This window comes from Photobacterium obscurum (assembly GCF_026191635.1).
Classification (GTDB): Bacteria; Pseudomonadota; Gammaproteobacteria; order Enterobacterales; family Vibrionaceae; genus Photobacterium; species Photobacterium obscurum.
Map to the genome: position 1 here is coordinate 178,278 of NZ_JAKRRW010000006.1, position 21,607 is coordinate 199,884.

A 21,607-nucleotide genomic window follows, 5' to 3' on the forward strand; every position below is an offset into this window, starting at 1 on the left:
TAGAATCACCTTCAGTCAAAAGACATTTCGGTGCGGTTCATGATGTCCCGGCGCAGTTCATCGCTTAACTCAGACCACTGGGCGCTGTAACCAGCAACACGTACGGTCAAACCACGATATTTTTCTGGATGGTGGTAAGCATCTTCCAGCAGCTCTCGGCTCAGCACATTAAGCTGAAGGTGCATGCCTTGCTCAAAGTAGGTTTTGATAAGTGCAATCAGGTTAGAGACGCCACTGTCGCCAGATAGGCTTGATGGCGTAAACCTCAGATTCAGCAAGGTACCGTTGGACATTCTGACCTGATCGAGTTTTCCTGCCGAACGGATGACGGCGGTGGGACCTTTTCGGTCATGGGAGTTGATCTCGGTATGCACCGGCCCAATGCAGTCAGATAGCGGTTCGTGCGCTTTACGTCCGTCAGGCGTGGCGGCTTGGACCTGACCGAATGGTACGTTGGCTGAGACTGTATAAACACCGGGTTGGTAGACCCCGCCCCTTGGGTTAGGCCGGTTTTCTACGGCGGAACAGTAGACATTGGTAGCGTAGCGGGCAAGTTCATCGGCAAAGTCATTATCATTGCCGTATTGGTGAACCTTGTCGCTGTTAACCAGATGATAGAGCATCTCATAGCCATTCCAGTTGGCTTTGAGTGCGGCCAGTAACTGCGCGCCGCTGACTTTTTTCTCTTCGAATACCAGTTGCTTTATAACTGCCAGGCTGTCTGCAACCGTACCGACGCCGGTGGCCTGAGGCCCGGTGAAGTTATAGGGTGCCGCACCCTCGTTGATATCCATGCCTTTTTCGATACACCCTTCGACCAGTGATGATAGGTAGGGGAGTGGCTTCATGTCGCGGTGAGTGACATCCATAATATCGGTCCCCTGGGCATGTAGTTCCACCCAATATTCCATCTGAGCTTCATAGGCTTGTTGCAGCTCGGCAAACGACTTGAAATCCGCCAGGTTGCCTGTAGCGGGACCGAGTCGACCCAGGTGTTCCATGCCAAGCGGATAGCCATCATTGATTGCTAACTCAAAGACGCGTGCGATGCTGAAATAAGCTGAGTCATGCCAGCCATACTCTTTTCCGGGGACGCTGGGCTCGACACATCCGACAATTACGTAGTTCAGCGCATCGACAGGGTCTATCCCTCTGTTGATCATCGCCTTGGTGATCATGGTGTCGCTGAACATCTTGGGTTCACCGCTGCCCATACGCATCGCTTTGACCGCCTTCTGAAGGAACCAGTCTGGGCTCTGATCATGTACCCTGACTGCAATCCAGGGATTGACGAGACGAGTGTGGGCGACCATATCCAAAAACATTCCGGAAAGCTCGTTGGTGGCATCTTCCCCTTCACTGGTTTGTCCGCCCAGCGTAATGGTCGCCGTTCCCAGTCCCCGACCGCTATTTCCCTGGGTGGTTAGCCAGTCGCGCAATTTCATGAAGCTGCCATTTAGCGGGGCGTGACACTCGATAATTTCCTGAATGAACTCTCGGGAAGCGGTGCCGTTGGCGAGATCATTGTTGAAATAGGGCAACAGCAACTGATCCAGCCTTCCCAGTGATACCGAGTGGCCATTGGACTCAATCATAATGATGCTCCAGATAAAGTGGACAAGCTGGAAGGCCTGCCAGAAGGTACGTGGTGGATATTCTGCAATCCAGTCACAGTTTTCTGCCATTTGTAAGAGTTCATCGCGGCGTTGGCCAGATGCAGCCTCGGCTTTTTCTCGGGCGAGCGCCGCATAGCGCTTGATGTAATGGATAGAGGCGTCCAGAGTGATCAGCTGCGCGCGGTAAAAGTTCCTGCGCTCAGTAATGGCGGGATCCGCGTCGTTGCAACCGAGTAGGCTATCGAGTTGCTCTTGTACCTGTTGTTTTAGTCCTAGGTAACCTAAATCCAGTACACGCTGGTAATCAGGGACAAGGTGACCGATCCCGCCGACGTGATAGAGGCTGGTGGAGTAGAGCATGATGCCCATGAAGTCCCCTTTCATCTCGTCATCACTCATTTGCGACAGCATTTTGTCCGAAAGGGTATTTCCCTGCCAGTAATCCGCTAGCTCTAGCAGCGCTGCTTTGGTGTTGTCATCGTAGTCATAGCGGTTGTTCGGACGCTCGCGAATCGGTTGTTTTTCTAGTTCGTGAACTAGCCAGCTGTATGAGAATTCAGGGTAGATAGGGCATGACTTGGGGGGCGCTGCACAATCACCAACTAATAGCTGATTATCAACAAGGTGCAGGTCAACATTGTGGAGAATATTTGACAGGGCATGAGCCACCTTGATTGGCTGAGGCGCATCGGCATATTGCTGATAGGCTTTAGTGGCAAGTACCGCCCTCTGGGCATCAATTGTCCAGGGACTGTCGTCCAAGAACCAGTTTCGTAATTGGTTCACTCGAGAAAAGGGAGAGGGGGCGTCGACAACGCCTGAAACGCCGACTCCCCAGCTGTCTTCATCGTAGCCAATCTTTCCCAGAGAGGTAATTCTTTCGCGCGGCTTTTGTAGGTTTTGAGTTCCGTTTTGCATGATGCATTCCTTGTGATCAATGTTTGAATTTATAAGGTCGGGCTCTGATCAGGAAAGATTATAGGGAGGAGGTATACAGCACTGCTTGACATTTTACGCAATCAGTTTGATATTTTACGAAGTCATTATCAAAGTTTGCGAAGCCCGCGGGGTTGGTAACCAAGGAGTGGTGTAATGGTCAACTCGGTATCGTATAAAGTGCGCAGCAGCGCGTTAGCCGGTTTCTCGGATCTTTGCCGAAAACAAGCTGTTAATCCGCTCAAGATACTGGCCCAGGAAGATATGTCTGCCACGGTACTTCGAGCGCCGGATCTGCTTATTCCCTATGCCAGTTTTGCTCGTGTTTTGGCTCAGGCTGCAATCCAGTCAAACGATTCTCTTTTTGGCTTTCGATTGTCGCAATTTCAGGGACCCAAAACGTTTGGGCCGCTGGGGTTACTTGCGGCTCAATGCAATACCTGCGCTGAAAGCATGAACATGGTGCAGAAGTATTTGCATTTTCATGTGCAGGGTTTGCAAATGAGGCTGAAAAGCAATAGCCGCACATCGCAGCTGAGTTTGAATTGGGCACCGTCAATTGCGCATCAAGATGGGATTATTCAAGTCTCAGAGCTTAGTCTGGGCTTGGCCGTACAAGTTTTGCGGGAACTTGGCCTTGATAACAGAAGCCTGAAACGGGTGTCGTTAAAACATGCGCCAGAAGCTGCCGTGTCAGACTATAAAGCATTGCTGGATTACCCTGTGGTGTTTGAGCAGTCAGAGTATAGTGTGGAGTTTTCGTCACGATTTCTTGCACAGAAGCCTAAGGTGGCTTCTCAGGAAGTGAAGGATTATCTGGAAGCCTTTCTTGCAAGAGCGGGAGATGGTAGCCCTTTGCCGCTGAAGCAGCAGGTAATACAGCTTATTCGGGAGCTGATACCGACCGGTGAAGCGACGGTAGCAAATGTTGCCAGCCTACTGGGGAGATCGGTTCGTATGTTGCAGTATGAGCTTCAGCAAGCAGGTTTGGAGTTCCGCCAGCTACTGAATAAGGGGCGACTGGAGTTAGCCTGCGAGGCACTTGCCCAGCGGCACATTGTAATTACTGATCTGGCACTGATGCTCGGTTATTCTGAGGTGAGTGCGTTTTCCAGAGCCTTCAAACGCTGGACGGGATTTTCCCCTCAGCAGTGGCGGGAGCAGCAATAGGGTAAATTTGAGGTATAAATACTTAAGCAATTTCCCATGATATAAGACAGTAAAGCCGCTTCCAGATTTACTGATTAGTAAAACGGGAAAGCGGCTTTGTGCTTGGAAGTTGGGTTGTTGTTGTCGGTTACTCGAGATTAACGATTAGATCGCTAGCTCTTTCTCCAGCATGGCAATGATTTCCGCATCGTCTTTGCTGGCTCTGAGCTGATCGCGGAAGCTTTGATGGATCAGTTTGCGTGCCAGGGTTGAGAAGATCCGCATATGCTGATCGCCCTGAGCCTTGTTCAAGGTCAGCATGATGATAAAGTCGACGTCGCCCGAGTCTGACTGCCAGTCTATCGGCTGGTTTAGATGGGCAATACTGATGCTCGAATGACGAATGTTATCGGACTTGGTATGCGGAATGGCAAAGCCATGGCCAAGACCGGTTGAGAATACTTCCTCGCGTGCCCAGACATCCTCTTCCAGTTTGTAGGCATTGTCCGTGCGGCCAACCAAACCGAGATTGCCAACCATTGCCTGAATCACTTCTTCCTTGCTGGCAAAGTCAGCCGGTTTCATGACACATTCTGTGGCCAGCAGAGGTTTGTTTTCCTGAATGGCTGCAGCGTTTTCGAGTAGTGCCTGGACGTCGGCAATGGTCGGACACTGGCAGGCCTGCTCAAACAGCACCTTGCAGTCTTCGCTGTTGAGCTTGCACAGCGTTGCTTTGGTGGCAGCAATTTTGGGTGCGCTCATACTGATCTCGTCTAAACCGGCACCAATGAGTAGCGGCAATACCTTGGCATCGGCACCGAGTTCACCACATAAGCCGACCCAGCGGCCATGCTGGTGGGCGGTCTGGACAACCTGGTTCAGCATACGAAGGAATGCCGGCGCGAGACTGTTGTAGAGCTTGGCAACACTGGCATTGTCGCGATCAACGGCGAGCAGGTATTGGGTCATATCGTTAGAGCCGATGCTGAAGAAATCAACTTCCTGGCAGAACTGATCGACGATAAAGGCCACGGAAGGAATTTCAACCATGATCCCTAGCGGGACATCGGCGTTGAATGCCTGGCCTTCCTGAGTCAGCTGTTTTTTAACGATCTCAAGCTGCTCTTTCACCCAGCGGATCTCTTCAATGCTCTGGATCATCGGGATCATGATCTTGGCATTACCATGTACGGCAGCTCGCAAAATAGCACGCAGCTGGGCGTGGAACAGAGCGAGAAACTCTGGATAGATACGTACCGCGCGATAGCCAAGGAACGGGTTGTTCTCCTGTGGCAGGTTCAGATAATCAATCGGCTTGTCACCACCAATGTCCATGGTTCGGATGATCACTGACTTGTCGGTTGCCGCTTCCAGAACTTCACGGTAATAGCCAAGCTGTTCGTCTTCACCCGGTGCTTCGCTGCGATCCATAAACAGCATTTCGGTGCGGAATAAGCCAATACCTTCAGCCCCTTTTTCAAAGGCGGCTGGCGCCTCGATCGAACAGGCAATATTGGCGGCGATTTCTATGGTTTTACCGTCTGAGGTTTGCGCCTGCTGGCTGGCAAAAGCGTGCTGTTTCTCGCTCAGTTGCTTGCCTAAGGCGATAGCGCGGTCGAAATAACGGCAGACGCCTTCGTTGGGCTGGGTTGAGACAACGCCAAGGTTGACATCGAGATAGATCTGGCTATTGATGGCATCGGTACATTGCTTGGCTTCGATACCAGACAATGTCGGGATATTGAAGGCGCGAGCAAGGATCACCGTGTGCGAGGTACTACCGGCATGGGTGAGTATTAGGCCTTGGAGCAATTCTTTATCAAGGCCGAGAAACTGGCTTGGGGTTAAATCGTTAGCAATAACGATGCTTGGTTCGGTTAAGGTGAAGTCGGTATTAATATCAATACTTGGGTATGCTGCTGTCAGTAGTTGAATGGCGACATCACGGATATCCAATATGCGCTCGCGCAGATAGGCGCTGGACGACTGGCTAAGCTGGGTGGTGATTTGCTCTACCACGGCGAGAATGGCATTGGCAGTTGAATTGGACGCCAAGTTTTCCTTGATACCGTCGATAAAAGTGCGGTCATTAATTATAGAAATATGAGCCGTGATGATTTCTTTTTCATGTCCGCTAGCCTTACTGGCTGCCTGCTCAAGGGATGTACAGACCTGGAAGTGCGCTTGTTCAAAGCGGGTCACTTCGTCATTCTGAATATCGGTGACAAAGGTATTGAGATCGATATCGCGATAGCCAACCAATACCCCTTTGCCTATTCCCGGAGCCAGTCGCTTACCTTGCAGCAAGATTGGCTGATGACGCAGCAGAGACTGCGGTAAGGTGACAGATTCATCGTCAGCCTGTGTATCCAGGGCTTCGTCACAATGGGGAAACTCATTATTGATATAGTCGGTCAGCATCGCCATGGCCTGCTGGCTATCCTCGCCGTCAAAAGACAGGGTAAAGTCATCGTCCAGCAGGGTGTCAGTCCCGACAAGCGCCAGGACACTTTTTGCGTCGGCGGTGTTGCCGTTACGCAGATTGGTCAAGCTGATCTGGCACTGGAACTGGCCACATACTTTTTCTAGATGGCTGGCTGGTCGGGCATGGATGCCGTTAGGGAGAACACAGCGGAATTGAATCTGGTTTTTCATGGTTACTGCCTTATTACTGATGCGCTAACAGCTGCTTACATTGAGAAAAAATACGCTTGGGTTGTTGAAGGGCATCTTGGATATTCACCTTCAGGCATTTTTTGTTGTTGAAGCGATCGCTATGCTCGATATTGATATCGGTTGCCATTACCACCACATCGGCACGCTGGACGTCTTGTTCGGTCAGGCGATTTTCGATACCCATTGCACCTTGGGTTTCAACTTTGATCGTAATGCCAAGTTTCTTGGCGGTATCGGTGAGTTTGTCTGCTGCCATATAGGTATGGGCAATTCCGGTAGGGCAGGCGGTAATTGCGACGACTCTCATCAGTCTCTCCTTAACGGGGAAGTTTTATTTTCAATGATGACAATATAAGAAGTTGCCGTACTGTCCGGTAGAAGAGAAAGCAACCTTTTACTGGACATTTGTAACCGTCGGAAACAAGCGTGATGATGATCGCATTTACAATCTCAGTGTAGAAGACCAGCATTTTTGATACATCAATGCTGATTTTTGAATAAGCCGGTGAGTTCAGATATTGGCAGAGATAACCAGATAACCGATCTACACTCTAACTTTACATTGTGAGGAGTCGAGCCTTGGATATCGGTGTGATCAAGGAGATAAAAAATCGCGAGAACCGTGTATCTTTGACGCCTTCTGGAGCCAAGGATCTGGTGGCGAACGGACATTCTGTGAAGGTCGAAACTGGAGCTGGCAAGGGTTCAGGTTTTACCGATGAGGCATATCGTGACGTTGGCTGTCAGGTTGTTTCAGCTGATGTTGCCTGGAAGTCTGAATTGGTACTCAAAATAAAAGAGCCCTTGCCAAGCGAATACCCTTATCTTAAGCAACAGATCCTTTTTACCTATTTACACCTTGCCGGTGTCGATCCCGCCCTGACTGAAGCACTGCTAAAAGCAGGAACGACGGCGATTGGCTATGAAACGGTCGAGAATGAGCTGGGAAAGCTGCCTTTGCTCGCGCCAATGAGCGCCGTTGCGGGGAATATGGCAGTGACTGTCGGCAGTTATTATTTGGCTAAGTTTGCTGGCGGGAAAGGGATGCAGCTAGGCAGTGTTATGGGGAAGTGTTATGGCAAGGTTGTGGTATTGGGGGATGGTGTCGTTGGCCGTCATGCTGCAAGGGTAGCAGCCGGCATCGGAACCGAAGTGGTGATCTTTACCCGGCATGCTGACCGAGAATCGGAATTGAAACGCGAGATATCGGGCAACCTTCGTGTGGTATTGTCGTCACCGGAAGAGATAGCACAAGAGCTATTGGATGCTGACTTGGTGGTGGGTGCAGTGCTGCACCCCGGTGGCCGTGCGCCGCATTTGGTCTCAAATGCCATGGTTGCAACGATGCAATCTGGTAGCGTAGTTGTTGATGTCAGTATCGATCAGGGGGGATGTATCGAGACTTCACATCCAACCTCGCATTCCGATCCCGTTTATCAGAAGCAGGGCGTGACTCATTACTGTGTGACCAATATGCCCGGCGCCTATCCGAGAACTTCTACGATTGCCCTGACAAGCGCCACTTTGGGATATGTAACCCGTCTGGCATCGGGGGGATTATCAGTGTTAAGAGAAGATCCTGACTTTGCGAAGGGATTGAATACTTACCGTGGCTACCTGACTTACCGCCCAGTGGCGGAGAGTTTGCAGATGTTGTCAAGGTTCAGGGCATTTTCGGAATTAGCTGATTAGTGCTTCGATATGCCGGATAACGCAATATCAAAACTGCATTGTCCGGCATGAAGTGTTGCTTTTAGCTCAGGATAAATACAATTAAATTGAAACCTCATTTATCCTAATCGGGGAGCGTGAGGTTTCGTCTTTCCCGTCAAAAGCTGTAGTTTACTTGCAGGCCACCCAACCATGCGCTGTTGTTGGTTAAAGCGGCGATGTTGCTGGTACCGATAATCGTCATTGATTCGTCGATTTTCGTCTCTTCTCCGACCAAATATCCTAGTGCCAGATCAACGCTGAAATCTTTAGTGAAGTAATGTGTTGCCCCTACGGTAAACCAGTGCCGGTCTGAATCGGGGATCGAGAGCGAGTTAATCTCATCGACCGGGGACAGGTCATACATATATCCGGCTCTCAGCTCCGTATTTTCCGGTGCGTAATAGGTCATACCCACAGATAGATGTCCGGCATCCTTCCACTGGTATTCTTTGATCGGATCGTCAAAAGACGGTGATGAGAGTGAATCGAACTCTGACCAGGTAATGTACTGCAGGCTATAATGCACGGCAAAACGGTTATGGAGTTTGTGATAGCCTGAGAACTCAATGATATCTGGCAAGGGAACGTCCAAATCCGTTGCCTGGCCTGTTAACTGGTTAACCGTTCCGGATGCTTCAAGTGATGGAGCATAACGATAGGACAGACCGAATCGGTTATCCTCATTAATGATATAGGCCATACCGACATTGAAGCCGACAGTTGTTCCGTCAGCATCGATATCCAGCAAGTTAGGCCTGGATATTTCGCCTTTACCGTAAATGATGTCGATACCCAGCCCCAGTGACAGGGCATCAGTGGCCTCATAGGCAGCCGATAAGCCAAAGTTGACACTGGTCAGGCTGGTCGTTCCGCCAAATTCCGGGGCATCAAAGTTCTGCTCAAACTCGACATCCGTTCCGAAGTTGGAGTGAATTGTTGTTCCGAGTGTCCAGCGGGAATTTTCAATCGGATGCACGTAATGAAAATTCGGGACTATGGTCAGGTTGTCGAGCTCTGTATCGCCTAGCGGTTGAGTTGTGGATGACGACGACGTATAGAGGGTGTCGGTTAACTCAACCTGACTGTCGATGCCGATGACGCCGACGGATATAGTTGGGCTGTCGAGTAGGCTCATCGCAGCTGCATTTTTAGCTATCACTGCTGCGTTATCGGCGATAATGGCATCCCCAGAGAAAGCCCGGCCTAATCCTGCAACTGATTGGGAATTTAGCTGAAAGCCCGCGGACTGTGCCTGAAATGCGCTGAGGCAAGCCATCGCTAATAAAGAGACTGTAAACTTTTTCATTGTGCAGCGTCCTCGGTAACAACTTCAGATTCAATATTTTGCATGTCTTCTTCATCGAATGTGATTGATAATCCCTGGCTTTCGATCATTTGGTGGATTGCTTCCTGCTGGGTATTGGTGGAGCTGTATACATCCCCGAGGTTTTCCGTCGAAGGCATACCGGAGTCATCCATCGGGCCTTCATAAGGGAACAGGTAAGTCCCGTGCCCGCCGACGGTGGCCCGGATCACGCCTCGCAGAGGGACTCCATTGTCTATCGTGTCTTCGCGGATATCTTCCAGTTGCAGGGCACGGATCAGCGGTTCGGTTCCGGTGAGGCTGTTTTTCTCTGTCGCGTTGGGGATAACGACATCTGGCATATACTCACCCACTTCGCAAGTCTCACCACAGTTACCTTTTGCTTCAATCAGCAACGTTGGTTGGGCGTTTATAACCTGGCGGGAGGTTTTACTGGCCGGATCGGCGCTGTCTATCGTGCGCTGAACGCCTTTTTTCAGCAGCGGCAATATGGCCTGGTAAATCTCATTTTCGAGCATTGTCACCGATGCCTGGTTATCGGGATTCTCGACAAATACCTGTAATGCCTGAATACAGTCCTGGTTTGAGACGCCTTCGTAGCACTGATTCGGGATGACGGTTTCGGCAATTGCTCGTTGAATATCCGGTGAGCTCTTCACCGCAGTTTCCATTTCTATGCCAAGAGTCAGAGACTCCAGAGTGAGATTGACCAGGCCCTGTCCCGGGACAACATAGTTCGCTGTGTCCAGTGCCAATTCCTCTGTGTTTTGGGTCATTTCGGAGAACATCACAGAGACGATCCCTCCTAGAGAGTGCCCGACGAGGTGAACCTCTTGTTCCTCGATGAAATCATTTAAGGCATAGCGCAGGCTGATAAAGTCACTGATAGCCTGGTGCAGGTTTCCTCTTAAAGTCAGCGGGGAAGTAATATTGATGAAATAGGACTTGTCCTCTTTGGCACTGATTGGTTTACCTGTTTTATCGTGAATAATTCGTTCACCATGGTATGGCATGTCGATTGCCACAACGGCAAACTCACGCTTTAATCGTCGGTTTTTGACAAAGTCTTTCATCATCAGTGCGGCTGCACTTTTATCGGCGGTGACCCCGTGAATGAAAATAACGACAGGGAGTTCACCGTTTTGGAATTTTTCAAAACTTTGGCCTTCGTATTCTCCTTCCGGTAAATATAAGTCAACAGGAATATTCTCTGTGGTGAACTTTGGTGAAGTATGCTTTGGCGTCAGATGGGAACCGTCTTCATTGGTCATCCAACGATACATGTCCGGGCAATTTGCAACAGGATCATATTCATCCAATAAACAATTTTCTGAATCTTCTTTACTAAATGGCAAGTAATAATTGGACTCCAGTGAACCCCGATATAATTCGTATTTTACAAAAAGATCACCGATACCAGATTGATAATCACTGTTACCTTCTTCTCTCAAAGCAGTAACAGAGTAAGGTGATAGATCATCAAACGTTAATTTTGATTCAGAATTGTTTTCGACAATAGAATCAAGAATGGCGTAGCTATCCTGAGTCGTAAAGGTTGAGGCATATACTACGGTATCTGTATTACCCTCAATATCTGAAAAAGCAGTTAATGCGTTATCAATAGAATCTTTAACACGAAGCTCATTCTCATTAAGTGAGGAGGGCTCTGCTGACAGTAAATTCTTAAATTCAGAAGATGATTGCAGCGGTTCACCGAATTGTGTCTTTACCCCGGATGTTACAATAATATGATAAGTTTCTGAGCTCTCTAAAGCATTATTACATTCTATATAGATATTCGAGCCGTCATTACTTTTTTGTGTGGCAATAACTTCTGAAGTCTCAGAATTAATGATTAGAACGTTATTTTCTAAAGAGGCCTCATCGAGAGGATATTTTTGTCCTGAATTAATACTTTTAAGAGGAACTTCGATCGGTTCTACACACAGCCCCCATCCGTCAATGCCTGCGAAGCTGGTTTCGTAATTCTGGTAATAGGATACATCCCCACTTTTTGTCGAGAAAAAGGCGGGTTCATCAGGAAGCGAAATGGTTCCATCTTCATCATAGCCGTAGCCATCGTTAGGCATCGGTAATGATTGAACAGAGAAAGGGACTTCGACAGTCACCTGTTCTGCAGTTTCTTCATCAGATTGACAACCTGATAACAGTAATACAGCCATGGAATACGCAAGGTATTTGAGTGGGAATGGCTTATGATTACGTTCTATCTTCATGGTGTTGCAAGCTCCTTATCATATTGAGGCTGTTTATAGTGTTATCGCCTCATCGTGTTATTGGCTGTTAGCCGCTTGCTGTTATAAATCTTTTCAATCAGTTGCTTAAATAATTCAACCTAATTCATATTCAGTTAGCTTGGTTGATGTTTTTTTAGGTTTTAAGTGTTTGATTTTTAGAACGTTTGTGGGTGGTGTCTGCTTAGTGAACTGGCACTGTGACTAAGATGGTAAGGAATGTGATGCTATTCAACATTTAATGAAAAATAATGGTAGGCATCGGGTTCAGTAACAATCGAGGTTGGCTGGGGATAAAGCAATAGGATAAAGTGCTACGAATAATAATGACGATGCAAATGAAGACTTGCGGTGGGGATATTTATGAATGAGCAGTTTCTCATTAATAATAATTATGTTGTCAATTTCAGTGAGCAAGTTGTTCAAAGTCAGTCGACTGGTTTAAGTACGGTATTGGGAAGTAATGAAATTGCGCTGTTGCGTTATTTTTTTGATCATCCTGGAATCACACTCTCGCGTCATGAGCTGCTAGATAAGATATGGACATCGAAAGGTATGGTTGTCGAAGATAGCAGTTTAATGAATTCAGTATCAATATGCCGGAAAGCATTTGAAGATAAAAAAGGTGATGTAATACGGACCGAAAGAGGTGTTGGTTATCGTTTTGTGGCGCAGGTTAAAACCATAAAAGCTACGAATGAATCAATGTTAGAACGTAAGTATAGCTTTATATATCAATGGCTGCCTTATGTTTTTATTGCCGCTGTTTTTGCAGTAATCAGCTTTTTCAGCCTGCGTTATGAACCAATAAATGATGCGAGTGAATTTTTGGTGGGTTCTTATAACAAGTGTACGTTTACTCCGCCCGACACAAATGATCAAAGAGTGTATGTAAACGCCTCTGTCTATCAGGTGGAGGACGGGAGAATATTAATCACAGAACAAGGTCAGTCCTTGAGTTATCCGGCCACCTTAAAGGAGGTAGTCTGTGAATAAACTTACCAAAGCTGTTATGGCTATTTTAATCGGTTCCGCAATTGGTGTTTTTGGCCATGGCATAATTCCCCAGTCCTTTTCCGAACAGTTATATAGCAATACCTCTGTCTATATGCCGGTTGCAAAAGACAAAGGCTTCCTTATGGATTTGAATTTAGGTGTGGAGCTACGAGAAGACAGCGGTTTTTATATGTATGTTGCCTATCCTAAGCGGCAACTTGGTGTTTCAACATCCGGGTCTTATGAGTTCAGCGGTGGCAAGTTATCTTTGTACAGTGAAAAGCATGATCGAATTATGCCTGAGGGAAACGTGACCTTGTTTGATCACTTTTTTACCAATGGGGAGACCTTTGCAAAGAAAAACATGGAAATGCTGTCATTAAAAGATGGTGTGATTCTGTTTCTTGATCGGTCTGCACTTTACCTTGTTCATGACGAGGCTCATTTAGTTAATCACCAACAAGGTAGTTTGGGTATAAAGGTGGAATGATTTAAACGGTCGCTCAATGATACACCCAAGGGTAATAACCACCTGTTATGAATTCATAGCAGGTGCTTTTATATTGGAATATTAATTTACTATAACTATGAATGGTGATCACAAAGAATCGAAATAATAGAGGTTAATCACACCCTTTTCTCATGGTTACAAAAATATAGTTAATGCGTAAATATTACTATATCACCTAGATACCCAATTCCAGATAATATTGACCATATTAACTAATAACGTTAATAAGCATAAAAATTCAAATTAAATATTACGGATTTAAGTTTTCAATTTGTCTATTAGGAAACGCAATCAAGGTGGTTCTATGTTTCATAAAAAGTTTATCCCGATGGCAATAGCCATTGCCTTGGGTGTAGCAGGGTGTAACTCGGACAGTAATAGCCATACCGATACGGGTGATAAAGAGGGCGGCATTGTTGTCGATATGAATATCCTCAAGTATGTCGACCCCTTTATCGGTACTGCCGGCTCTGGGCATACTTTCCCTGGAGCCGTTGTGCCTCAAGGTATGGTGCAGTTAAGCCCAGATACCACCTTGGATGGTTGGCATTCTGCCAGTGGCTACCATGATGCCAGTGACTATGAGAAAGGCGACATTATTGATAACGATATTACTTTGTACGGTTTCAGCCATACTCATTTAAGTGGTACTGGAGTGACCGACTTGGGTGATATTCTAATCTTGCCTTATATCAATGATGAAAATGCCGAGCAGAATACCTTTGATAAAAAATCAGAGCAGGCATCTGCCGGTTATTACAAAGTTGTATTGAATGATTCTAATATTAAAGCAGAATTAACCGCATCAACGCGAGTTGGCTACCATAAATATACTTTCCCTAAAGGCAGTGATAGAAAAATAAAGCTGGATATTGGCCATACATTAAAAGCCAATGGCGGCGAAAGTCTTTTAAATAAAATTGAAGTGGTCGATGACTACACAATTCGCGGACGTCGTGTTAGTGGCTCATGGGTTAAAGACCACAATATTTTCTTCTACGCGAAGTTCTCGGCGCCGATTGCCAATGCTTTCATGCTTAACCAGGACGGAGCAGAACGCTCGCTGCCTCATGGTGCAGTCCGTTCTGATACTGATATTGCGGCTTACTTAGATTTTGGTGCAGAAAGCAGTGAGCCAATTGAGATCCGTGTGGGGATCTCACCGGTTGATTGGAAAGGTGCCGAAAAGAACCTAGAAGCCGAGGTCCCCGAGTTTAACTTTACCAAGGTACAGTCAGATGCCGAGTATGCGTGGGCAAAAGAGCTGTCGGTGATAGAACTTGATGGGGGATCGGAGGTAGAGAAAACAAACTTCTATACCGGGTTCTACCATAGCCAGATCGCCCCTATCGTATTCGAGGATGTCGATGGGCGTTACCGTGACTTGCTCGGCTTTATCCGGGAAGAAGACGGGTTAACCAACTACTCGATCTATTCCATGTGGGATACATTCCGTGCGGTTCATCCTCTGCAGACCATCATTTATCCGCAGCGTGCGGAAGATTTTGCTAATGATCTGATCCGCAAGCAACAAAATGCCGGCATCTTGCCGAAGTGGGAAGCCCATTCCAGCTATACCGGCACCATGATTGGCTACCCGGCAGTGGCAATTATTGCCGATGCGATTGTGAAGGGAATGGATGTTGATCCGAACGACGCATTGCTGGCATCAACGGAAAGCTCTACCTATCATCCCGAAGACTTCCCGCAGATCCCTGACGAGATTTTGGCCTCGGTAATGCCGGGTCAGTACAGCTACTATGAGACATACCAGTACCTGCACGTACCTAACTGGAACTCGGTTTCGTACGCACTGGAAATGTCCTACTACGACTGGACTATCGCCCAGATAGCGAAGGCTGCAGGTGATACCAAGACTTATGAACACTACATGGATCGCAGTACCTGGTCACAAAATCACTGGGATCCGGAAGAGAAGTTCTTTGTACCGGTAGATGAAACCGGCAAGAAGCTCGAAGAGTTCGATCCCTACAAAGTTGATCACTACTGGTTCACCGAGGGGAACGCGTGGCAGTGGCAGTGGACACTGATGCAGGATCTCGAACGCCTGACTGAACTGATGGGTGGCACGGACGGGCTGAACCAGAAACTGGACGAGCTGTTTACTGCCGAACCGGGTGAGGGTGAGTTGCAGGATATGACGGGTTATATCGGTCAGTATGTTCACGGCAACGAGCCATCGCACCATGTGATTTACCTGTATAACCGCACCAACCAGCCATGGAAAGCACAGGAATACCTGGATCAGGTGTACAAGGACTTCTACCACAATGGTCCTGATGGCCTAATTGGTAACGAAGATGTAGGGCAGATGTCGGCTTGGTACATTATGAGCTCGATGGGCTTCTACCAGATCACTCCGGGAGACCCGACATATACCATTGGCCGTCCCGTGTTCGACGAAGTAACCGTTCACCTGCCCGATGGCGAGTTCAAGGTGGTAGCTGAAAACAATGGCCCGAATAATCTGTATGTGAAAGAAGTAACGATTAACGGCAAGCCGCTTGATCAGTTCAACACTTTTGCTCACAACGAGATTTATGCCGGTGGCGAGCTGCGTTTTGTGATGACCGATCAGAAACCAGTGAACTAATAAGCTGAGCAAGAAGGTAAGGGAAGTTCTTTCTCTTACCTTCCTTATCCATTTTTAATCTGTGAGCTATTGGCTTACAGCGTTATATCAATCTCATTCAATTTACTTTTCTAGGTGCTGCTTTATCCAGTACTCATAGCCGCGCCTGTATCTCAGCTTAATAAGTGTTCACGGAGGTAACATGTTTAAACGTTCGGTAATCGCCGCTGCGGTGGCATTGTCTATTGGTCTGGTGGGCTGTAACTCCAGCAGCTCAAACAGTGATGATGGCAAGGAGTTGGAGCCTGAGTTGGATCTGGTTCAGTATGTCGATCCGATGATTGGTACCGGTGGATTGGCTAATACTTACCCGGGAGCCACTGTTCCCCATGGAATGGTGCAACTCAGTCCGAATAATGGCACGGGCGGTTGGGACTATATCAGTGGCTATAGCTACCATGACGATAGGCTAGTGGGCTTTAGCCATACCCAGCTTTCCGGCACGGGTGCAGGGGATCTGAATGACATTTTGCTGATGCCGTTTAACAGCCGCTCTGACGAAATGCGCGGCAGCCGGGAGGCATCCCATTTCAGCCATGACAACGAACAGGCGGGTGCAGGCTTCTATAAGGTAATGCTGGATGACTATGGCATTGAGGCCGAGTTGACCACTACCAACCGGGTTGGTTTCCATCGTTATACCTTCCCGAAAGATGATGAATCAAAAGTGGTGCTGAATTTAGGTTATGCCCTGAACTGGGACTCCCCGACAGATACCGTGATTAGGGTGGTGGATGAAACGACACTCGAAGGCTATCGCTATTCGACGGGGTGGGCGGCTGATCAGCGCGAGCACTTCGTGATTAAGTTCTCCCGTCCGATGACGGGTTTCGAACTTAGAGACGATGCCGCCGGGCAGGTGGTGAGTGGTGATGAGGTACAAAGCACCCATACTCGTGGTTATTTCAGCTTTGATACCAGCGAGCAGGAAAATGAGCTATTGGTAAAGGTGGCACTGTCTTCAGTTGATATTGCAGGAGCCTATAAGAACCTTGAGCAAGAGCTACCGGAATGGAATTTTAATCAGACCCAGCAGGCGGCAAGCCAGGCGTGGGAAGACGAGCTGGAGAAAGTGCGCGTAACCAGTGATGATGAAGCCAAGAAACGGATTTTCTATACCGCTATCTATCATTCCTATTTAGGTCCGACATTGCACTCGGATGTTGATGGTCGCTACAAAGGTGCCGATCATCAGATCCAGCAGACAGAAGGCTTTGACCGTTATGATACCTTCTCGTTGTGGGATACCTACCGTGCCACCCATCCCTTCCTGACGCTGGTGGAGCCGGACAGGGTCAATGATATGGTGAAATCCATGCTGGCCCATTATGAAGAAACCGGACTATTGCCGGTGTGGTCGATGAAAGGCAACGAAACCAACATGATGCTTGGTTATCATGCTGTTCCCGTGATTGCCGATGCGTGGCTAAAAGGAATCAACGGCTTTGATCCGCAGTTGGCACTAGAGGCAATGAAAGCGTCGGCGGCTTCGGACAAGAGTGAGATTGTCGCTTACCGTACCTATGGCTATGTGCCGTATTCCGAAGAGGAAGGCGGTGATGGCTGGGCGGCGTCACGGGCAATGGAATACTCCTATGATGACTGGGCGATTGCCCAGATGGCAAATTCGCTAGGTAAGGAATCTGACTTTCAGCACTTCATTAAGCAGGCTAAAAACTGGCAGAATCAATACGATGCCAGCCGGGACTGGTTTGTACCGAGATTGGCAAACGGCGAGTTTATTTCTGATTTTGATCCCGAGCGTTATGAAGCCGGCTTTGCGGAAAGTAACGCTTGGCAGTATTTCTGGCATGTTCAGCATGATGTCGCAGGCCTGGTTAAAATGATGGGGCAAGAAGCGTTTATTCAGCGTCTGGATGACTTGTTTGAAACCACGCCGGATCCCGAGCAGGAGCTACCGATCTTCAGTACCGGTATGGTTGGCCAATATGTGCAGGGTAACGAGCCGGATCACCATGCGCCATATTTGTTCAACTATGTTGGTCAGCCATGGAAAACTCAGAAGTGGCTAAAGGAAATCGTCGATGTTTGCTATTCAGACAAGCCGGAAGGTATATGCGGCAATGATGATTACGGCCAGATGTCGAGTTGGTATGTGTTTACCGCGATGGGCTTCTATCCGGTGAATCCGGCGGATCAGCGTTATGTGATTGGTATTCCAATGTTCCCAGAGGTGGTGCTTGATTTGCCAAATGGCAACACGTTTACTGTAATTGCAGAAAATGTGTCGGAACAAAATATCTATATCCAATCTGTTAGCTTGAACGGGGTAAGTCTGGAACGCTCATGGATCAGCCATAATGAGATCGTCAAAGGGGGAGAGCTGGCCTTTGTGATGGGCAACACGCCTAATCAGAGCTGGGCATCAACACCAGAGAGCTTCCCGCCGTCATGGACGGCTGAGGGGCTGATGAAGTAATTGTGTTGCTAGTGCCATTGGAAATTAAGCCTGTTTGACAATAAACAAGCAGGTTTCAACTCAAGCCCGGTGGTATCACGTTGAATAACGCGATTAAGCCGGGCTTGAACTTGCCCGGAACTGTGAAGGGGTAAGCCCAAGCTTTTGTTTGAATAAGCGGCAGAAATAATTGCTGTCGGCAAAACCGCACTGCTCGGAAATCTGCTTGATCCGGCTGTTTCCTTCCCGCAGTAATGTCTGGGCTTTTTCTAGGCGCTGCTCACAGACATACTCCTTGAAGCTGGTATTGCCTTGTTGTTGGAAAATATGAGACAGGTAGTTGGGGGAAATATAAAACTGTTCAGCCAGCATCTCTCGGGTGAGTGACTCCGAATAATGCTGGTCAATGAAGCGGACAATTTTGTGAAACAACTCTTCCTGTCGAGTCGGTAGGCACTCCGGGAGCTCGCTCATCGTCATAATATGGCTGAGCAAAGAGCGGATAACCAATGCCGAGGTGTGTTGGTCACTTTCTTGCTGGCTCAGCTCATTGAGCGCCTGCAACAATCCGTTGCCGATTTTCTGGTGTTGGCGGATCGTTGGTCTCTTGGCTATTTCATCAAAGCTTTGCCCATTCCATTTTTGCAGGCTAAAGCCAATCTTATGATTGCTGATCATTAGGCTCAGCAGGGTGACTTCTTGTTGCCAGACAGGTTGGCTCCACGCCGATGCAGGAATATATAGCACATCGCCACAATTTAGTTGCTGTTGAACATGGTGGCTGTCACTGACCGAATATTCGGTGACGATGCTACCGCTGAGTACGATATCAAAACGCGGAATGTCAATTTGCCATGCTAGATCAGGGGCCGAATGGCTTTTGGTGGCAATGTACACATTCTTAATCGTGTGGCTATGATTGACGAGTAGATCCAGCTGGTTTTGTATTTCGTCGTGGCACTCGCTAAGCGAAGAGGGGACGGCAAGTATGTTTGATGCGCTCATTTCTATCATCCAGTTCTATGTCGTGGTTATTTGTGTTCACAATTTTCTGAAAATATTTTCACTGTCTTCGCAGTGTTGGCTGTTTTTATATTGGTTATATGGTGGCCTAAAACCCTATGTCTTATATAAATAATGGCTATTACTGTTTTGAGCTCGTTTCTGCCTATATAAACTAACCAAATATTCCTTTTTAAAATGTTCCCCAGGTCAAAAAGATTGTAAATTTTTTCAGAAGATCTGTTTTTGTGTCTGCGATCCCATTCTTTTGGGGAAAAAATTTACACAATAAGCATCAGTTGGACGGACAAATATTTTTTACAGGAGTGTCATTAAATGAGTCACACCGTTGTTGCAATAACTGCCTGTGCGGCGGGCATTGCCCATACTTATATGGCCGCAGAAGCGTTTGAAGTGGCTGCCGAAGATCATGGTTTCAAAGTTAAAGTTGAAACCCAAGGCTCAATCGGTGCCGAGAACATTCTGACCGAGGAAGACATTGCTGCGGCACATGTGGTGATTATTGCTTCCGATATCGAAATTGATCTGGCGCGATTTGCGGGCAAGAAGGTGTATAAAACCCGTCCGAAAGTGGCGATTAAAGATGCGATGGCCTTGGTTGAGTTAGCAATCAAAGAAGGCACCGTTTTTGGCGCAAAGGGGACTGAAGTTGGTAATATTACCCTCGGCAAAACCAATGAAAATGGTTTTATTCAGCACATTATGAGCGGCATCTCCTATATGGTGCCGATGGTTATCTCGGCAGGTTTGCTGCTGGCCATCGCCAACATTTTTGCTTTCCAGAAAGATGACATGGGAAGGATGGTCGCATGGGGCTTTGACCAGTCGGATCCACTTGGTGACCTGATGTATCACCTGTTCCAGGTCGGTAAGGTCGGCTTTACCTTGATGATCCCGTTGTTTGCTGGTTTTGTGGCGAACTCAATTGCTTCTCGTCCGGCAATTGCCCCGGCAATGATTGGTGCCTATATCGCCAATGATGCCGGTTTTCTTGGAACGGAAACTGGTGGCGGCTTCCTATCGGCGATTCTGGTGGCATTTCTAGTCGGCTACTTCGTTCGTTACCTTAAGAAGATTCGCTGGCCGAAAATCCTTAAACCACTTGTTCCTATTATGATCCTTCCCCTGATTGCGACTTTCTTTATCACTATTGTGGTGAAGTACATGATTGGCGGGCCTATTGCTTCGGGGATGGGCGCACTATATGACTGGCTGACTTGGCTGACCACCAATTACTCTGCGTCGACATTTATTATTGGTGCCATTATTGGGGCGATGATTGGCTTCGACTTTGGTGGCCCGGTTAACAAAACGGCACTGATTTTCGGTACGGCAGTCTTTACCGATACCGTGGCGAAATACGGTATTGAAGGCGCGAACTTTGTACCGGGTACGGCTGCACAGGTGGCGATCTCTGTCGCTCCTCTGGGCATCTTTCTTGCCTCTCACCTGTTCAAGAACAAGTTCACCGCGACTGAGAAAATATCGGCAAACTCTGCTTTTGGTATGGGGATTGTCGGGGTTACCGAAGGGGCTATCCCATTTGCTGCTGCTCATCCTTTGCAGATGATCACTGCCAGTGTAGCCGGTTCGGCATTGGCGGGTGGTTTGGTTGGCTTCTTTGACGTGAAATTTTACGGTGGTATTGGTTCTCCGCTGGGTACGTTTGTCGGTTATATCGAGCAGCCAATCCCATTTGTTACCTGGATTTTATGTACCTTCGCGGGCATTACGCTGACCGCGGTCATTATCGGCCTGTGGCGCAAACCGATAGAAGTCGAGACTGGTACTGAAACGGCGCAGGTCACGGTAGAACAAGACACTGCAACTGAACAACAACCTGTACGAGCAAATTAAGGATTCATGATGAAAGCTGTATTTAAACCTGAACATATTTTGATTGACGCTGAATCCAAGACCAAAGAGCAAGCCTTTGCTTTTATTGCTGCGCAGGCACAGGCCTTAGGCTACGTGACGGATGCCAAAGCCTATGAAGAGGGTTTGGTTGCCCGAGAAAAGCAATCCAGTACTGGATTTACGGGAGGAGTGGCAATACCACATTGTAAGAACGAGGTGGCCGAGTATGCAGGGTTGTTTGTGGTTCGTTTTAGCCATTCAATCGAATGGGAAACCATGGACGAACAACCGGTGGACACAGCCGTTGCCCTGAGTATTCCCGCTGATGGGGATGAAAGTAATATCCGTATTCTGACCAAGCTGTCACGTTGCATGATGAGAAAGCCGTTCCGCGAGACGCTGCAGCAAGGTGATGCGAGTCAGGTTCAAGATGTGATTGCGACCGCTATTGCATGATAGCCAGCCGTTGAAGTGAGCAG

The 21,607-nt window shown here is 47.9% G+C and carries 14 protein-coding genes; 8 read left to right on the forward strand and 6 right to left on the reverse strand.

The genetic code is table 11. From position 1 onward, the window contains the following. Positions 1–11 precede the first annotated feature (11 nt). Complete coding sequence (locus MD588_RS10350; RefSeq protein ID WP_265697116.1) at positions 12–2,534, reverse strand: glycyl radical protein; 2,523 nt, start codon at positions 2,532–2,534, stop codon at positions 12–14. A 174-nt stretch (positions 2,535–2,708) separates the two neighbouring features. Between MD588_RS10350 and MD588_RS10355 the strand changes: the two genes are divergently transcribed. After that, positions 2,709–3,722, forward strand: a complete 1,014-nt coding sequence (locus MD588_RS10355; protein ID WP_265697117.1) for an AraC family transcriptional regulator — start codon at positions 2,709–2,711, stop codon at positions 3,720–3,722. A gap of 144 nt (positions 3,723–3,866) precedes the next feature. On the opposite strand, the gene ptsP is transcribed toward MD588_RS10355, so the two are convergent. Together ptsP and MD588_RS10365 are read right to left on the reverse strand one after the other, a co-directional pair. Beyond that, positions 3,867–6,356, reverse strand: coding sequence for a phosphoenolpyruvate--protein phosphotransferase (gene ptsP / locus MD588_RS10360; protein WP_265697118.1), 2,490 nt, complete (start codon positions 6,354–6,356; stop codon positions 3,867–3,869). 13 nt (positions 6,357–6,369) lie between these two features. Continuing rightward, a complete protein-coding gene (locus MD588_RS10365; RefSeq protein WP_265697120.1) occupies positions 6,370–6,684 on the reverse strand; it encodes a PTS fructose transporter subunit IIB in 315 nt (104 codons plus the stop codon). Between the two features lie 272 nt (positions 6,685–6,956). Here MD588_RS10365 and ald point away from each other — a divergent pair, with 272 nt between their 5' ends. After that, positions 6,957–8,069, forward strand: a complete 1,113-nt coding sequence (ald, locus tag MD588_RS10370) for an alanine dehydrogenase (protein WP_265697122.1) — start codon at positions 6,957–6,959, stop codon at positions 8,067–8,069. A gap of 136 nt (positions 8,070–8,205) precedes the next feature. Here ald and MD588_RS10375 read toward each other — a convergent pair whose 3' ends face one another. Together MD588_RS10375 and MD588_RS10380 are read right to left on the reverse strand one after the other, a co-directional pair. Then, positions 8,206–9,396 (reverse strand): outer membrane protein transport protein, encoded by a 1,191-nt coding sequence (locus tag MD588_RS10375; RefSeq protein WP_265697124.1) that lies wholly within the window; start codon positions 9,394–9,396, stop codon positions 8,206–8,208. Further along, positions 9,393–11,651: an alpha/beta fold hydrolase gene (locus MD588_RS10380; protein ID WP_265697125.1), complete on the reverse strand. Its 2,259-nt coding sequence runs from the start codon at positions 11,649–11,651 to the stop codon at positions 9,393–9,395. Before MD588_RS10380 ends, MD588_RS10375 begins: the two co-directional genes overlap by 4 nt. 381 nt (positions 11,652–12,032) lie before the next feature. Between MD588_RS10380 and MD588_RS10385 the strand changes: the two genes are divergently transcribed. The 4 genes from MD588_RS10385 (at position 12,033) to MD588_RS10400 (ending at position 18,269) form a co-directional block, all read left to right on the forward strand. Further along, positions 12,033–12,665 (forward strand): winged helix-turn-helix domain-containing protein, encoded by a 633-nt coding sequence (locus tag MD588_RS10385; protein WP_265697126.1) that lies wholly within the window; start codon positions 12,033–12,035, stop codon positions 12,663–12,665. Next, positions 12,658–13,155: a hypothetical protein gene (locus tag MD588_RS10390; protein WP_265697127.1), complete on the forward strand. Its 498-nt coding sequence runs from the start codon at positions 12,658–12,660 to the stop codon at positions 13,153–13,155. The genes MD588_RS10385 and MD588_RS10390 overlap by 8 nt, the downstream gene beginning before the upstream one ends. A gap of 325 nt (positions 13,156–13,480) precedes the next feature. Beyond that, positions 13,481–15,790, forward strand: coding sequence for a GH92 family glycosyl hydrolase (locus MD588_RS10395; RefSeq protein WP_265697128.1), 2,310 nt, complete (start codon positions 13,481–13,483; stop codon positions 15,788–15,790). A gap of 181 nt (positions 15,791–15,971) precedes the next feature. Beyond that, complete coding sequence (locus MD588_RS10400; protein WP_265697129.1) at positions 15,972–18,269, forward strand: GH92 family glycosyl hydrolase; 2,298 nt, start codon at positions 15,972–15,974, stop codon at positions 18,267–18,269. A 93-nt stretch (positions 18,270–18,362) separates the two neighbouring features. Here the strand turns inward: MD588_RS10400 and MD588_RS10405 are convergent, their stop codons facing one another. Further along, positions 18,363–19,253, reverse strand: coding sequence for an AraC family transcriptional regulator (locus tag MD588_RS10405; protein WP_265697130.1), 891 nt, complete (start codon positions 19,251–19,253; stop codon positions 18,363–18,365). Positions 19,254–19,586: 333 nt separating this feature from the next. Here MD588_RS10405 and MD588_RS10410 point away from each other — a divergent pair, with 333 nt between their 5' ends. Both MD588_RS10410 and MD588_RS10415 read left to right on the forward strand, forming a co-directional pair. Beyond that, positions 19,587–21,128, forward strand: coding sequence for a PTS fructose transporter subunit IIC (locus MD588_RS10410; protein ID WP_265697131.1), 1,542 nt, complete (start codon positions 19,587–19,589; stop codon positions 21,126–21,128). Between the two features lie 9 nt (positions 21,129–21,137). Continuing rightward, a complete protein-coding gene (locus tag MD588_RS10415) occupies positions 21,138–21,584 on the forward strand; it encodes a PTS sugar transporter subunit IIA (protein ID WP_265697132.1) in 447 nt (148 codons plus the stop codon). Positions 21,585–21,607 lie beyond the last annotated feature (23 nt).

What these genes read in the sequence shown, in the direction of transcription:
- MD588_RS10350 (WP_265697116.1), bottom strand. Translation starts at nt 2,534, where the DNA reads ATGCAAAACGGAACTCAAAACCTACAAAAGCCGCGCGAAAGAATTACC.
- MD588_RS10355 (WP_265697117.1), top strand. Translation starts at nt 2,709, where the DNA reads ATGGTCAACTCGGTATCGTATAAAGTGCGCAGCAGCGCGTTAGCCGGT.
- ptsP (WP_265697118.1), bottom strand. Translation starts at nt 6,356, where the DNA reads ATGAAAAACCAGATTCAATTCCGCTGTGTTCTCCCTAACGGCATCCAT.
- MD588_RS10365 (WP_265697120.1), bottom strand. Translation starts at nt 6,684, where the DNA reads ATGAGAGTCGTCGCAATTACCGCCTGCCCTACCGGAATTGCCCATACC.
- MD588_RS10375 (WP_265697124.1), bottom strand. Translation starts at nt 9,396, where the DNA reads ATGAAAAAGTTTACAGTCTCTTTATTAGCGATGGCTTGCCTCAGCGCA.
- MD588_RS10380 (WP_265697125.1), bottom strand. Translation starts at nt 11,651, where the DNA reads ATGAAGATAGAACGTAATCATAAGCCATTCCCACTCAAATACCTTGCG.
- MD588_RS10385 (WP_265697126.1), top strand. Translation starts at nt 12,033, where the DNA reads ATGAATGAGCAGTTTCTCATTAATAATAATTATGTTGTCAATTTCAGT.
- MD588_RS10395 (WP_265697128.1), top strand. Translation starts at nt 13,481, where the DNA reads ATGTTTCATAAAAAGTTTATCCCGATGGCAATAGCCATTGCCTTGGGT.
- MD588_RS10400 (WP_265697129.1), top strand. Translation starts at nt 15,972, where the DNA reads ATGTTTAAACGTTCGGTAATCGCCGCTGCGGTGGCATTGTCTATTGGT.
- MD588_RS10405 (WP_265697130.1), bottom strand. Translation starts at nt 19,253, where the DNA reads ATGAGCGCATCAAACATACTTGCCGTCCCCTCTTCGCTTAGCGAGTGC.
- MD588_RS10410 (WP_265697131.1), top strand. Translation starts at nt 19,587, where the DNA reads ATGAGTCACACCGTTGTTGCAATAACTGCCTGTGCGGCGGGCATTGCC.
- MD588_RS10415 (WP_265697132.1), top strand. Translation starts at nt 21,138, where the DNA reads ATGAAAGCTGTATTTAAACCTGAACATATTTTGATTGACGCTGAATCC.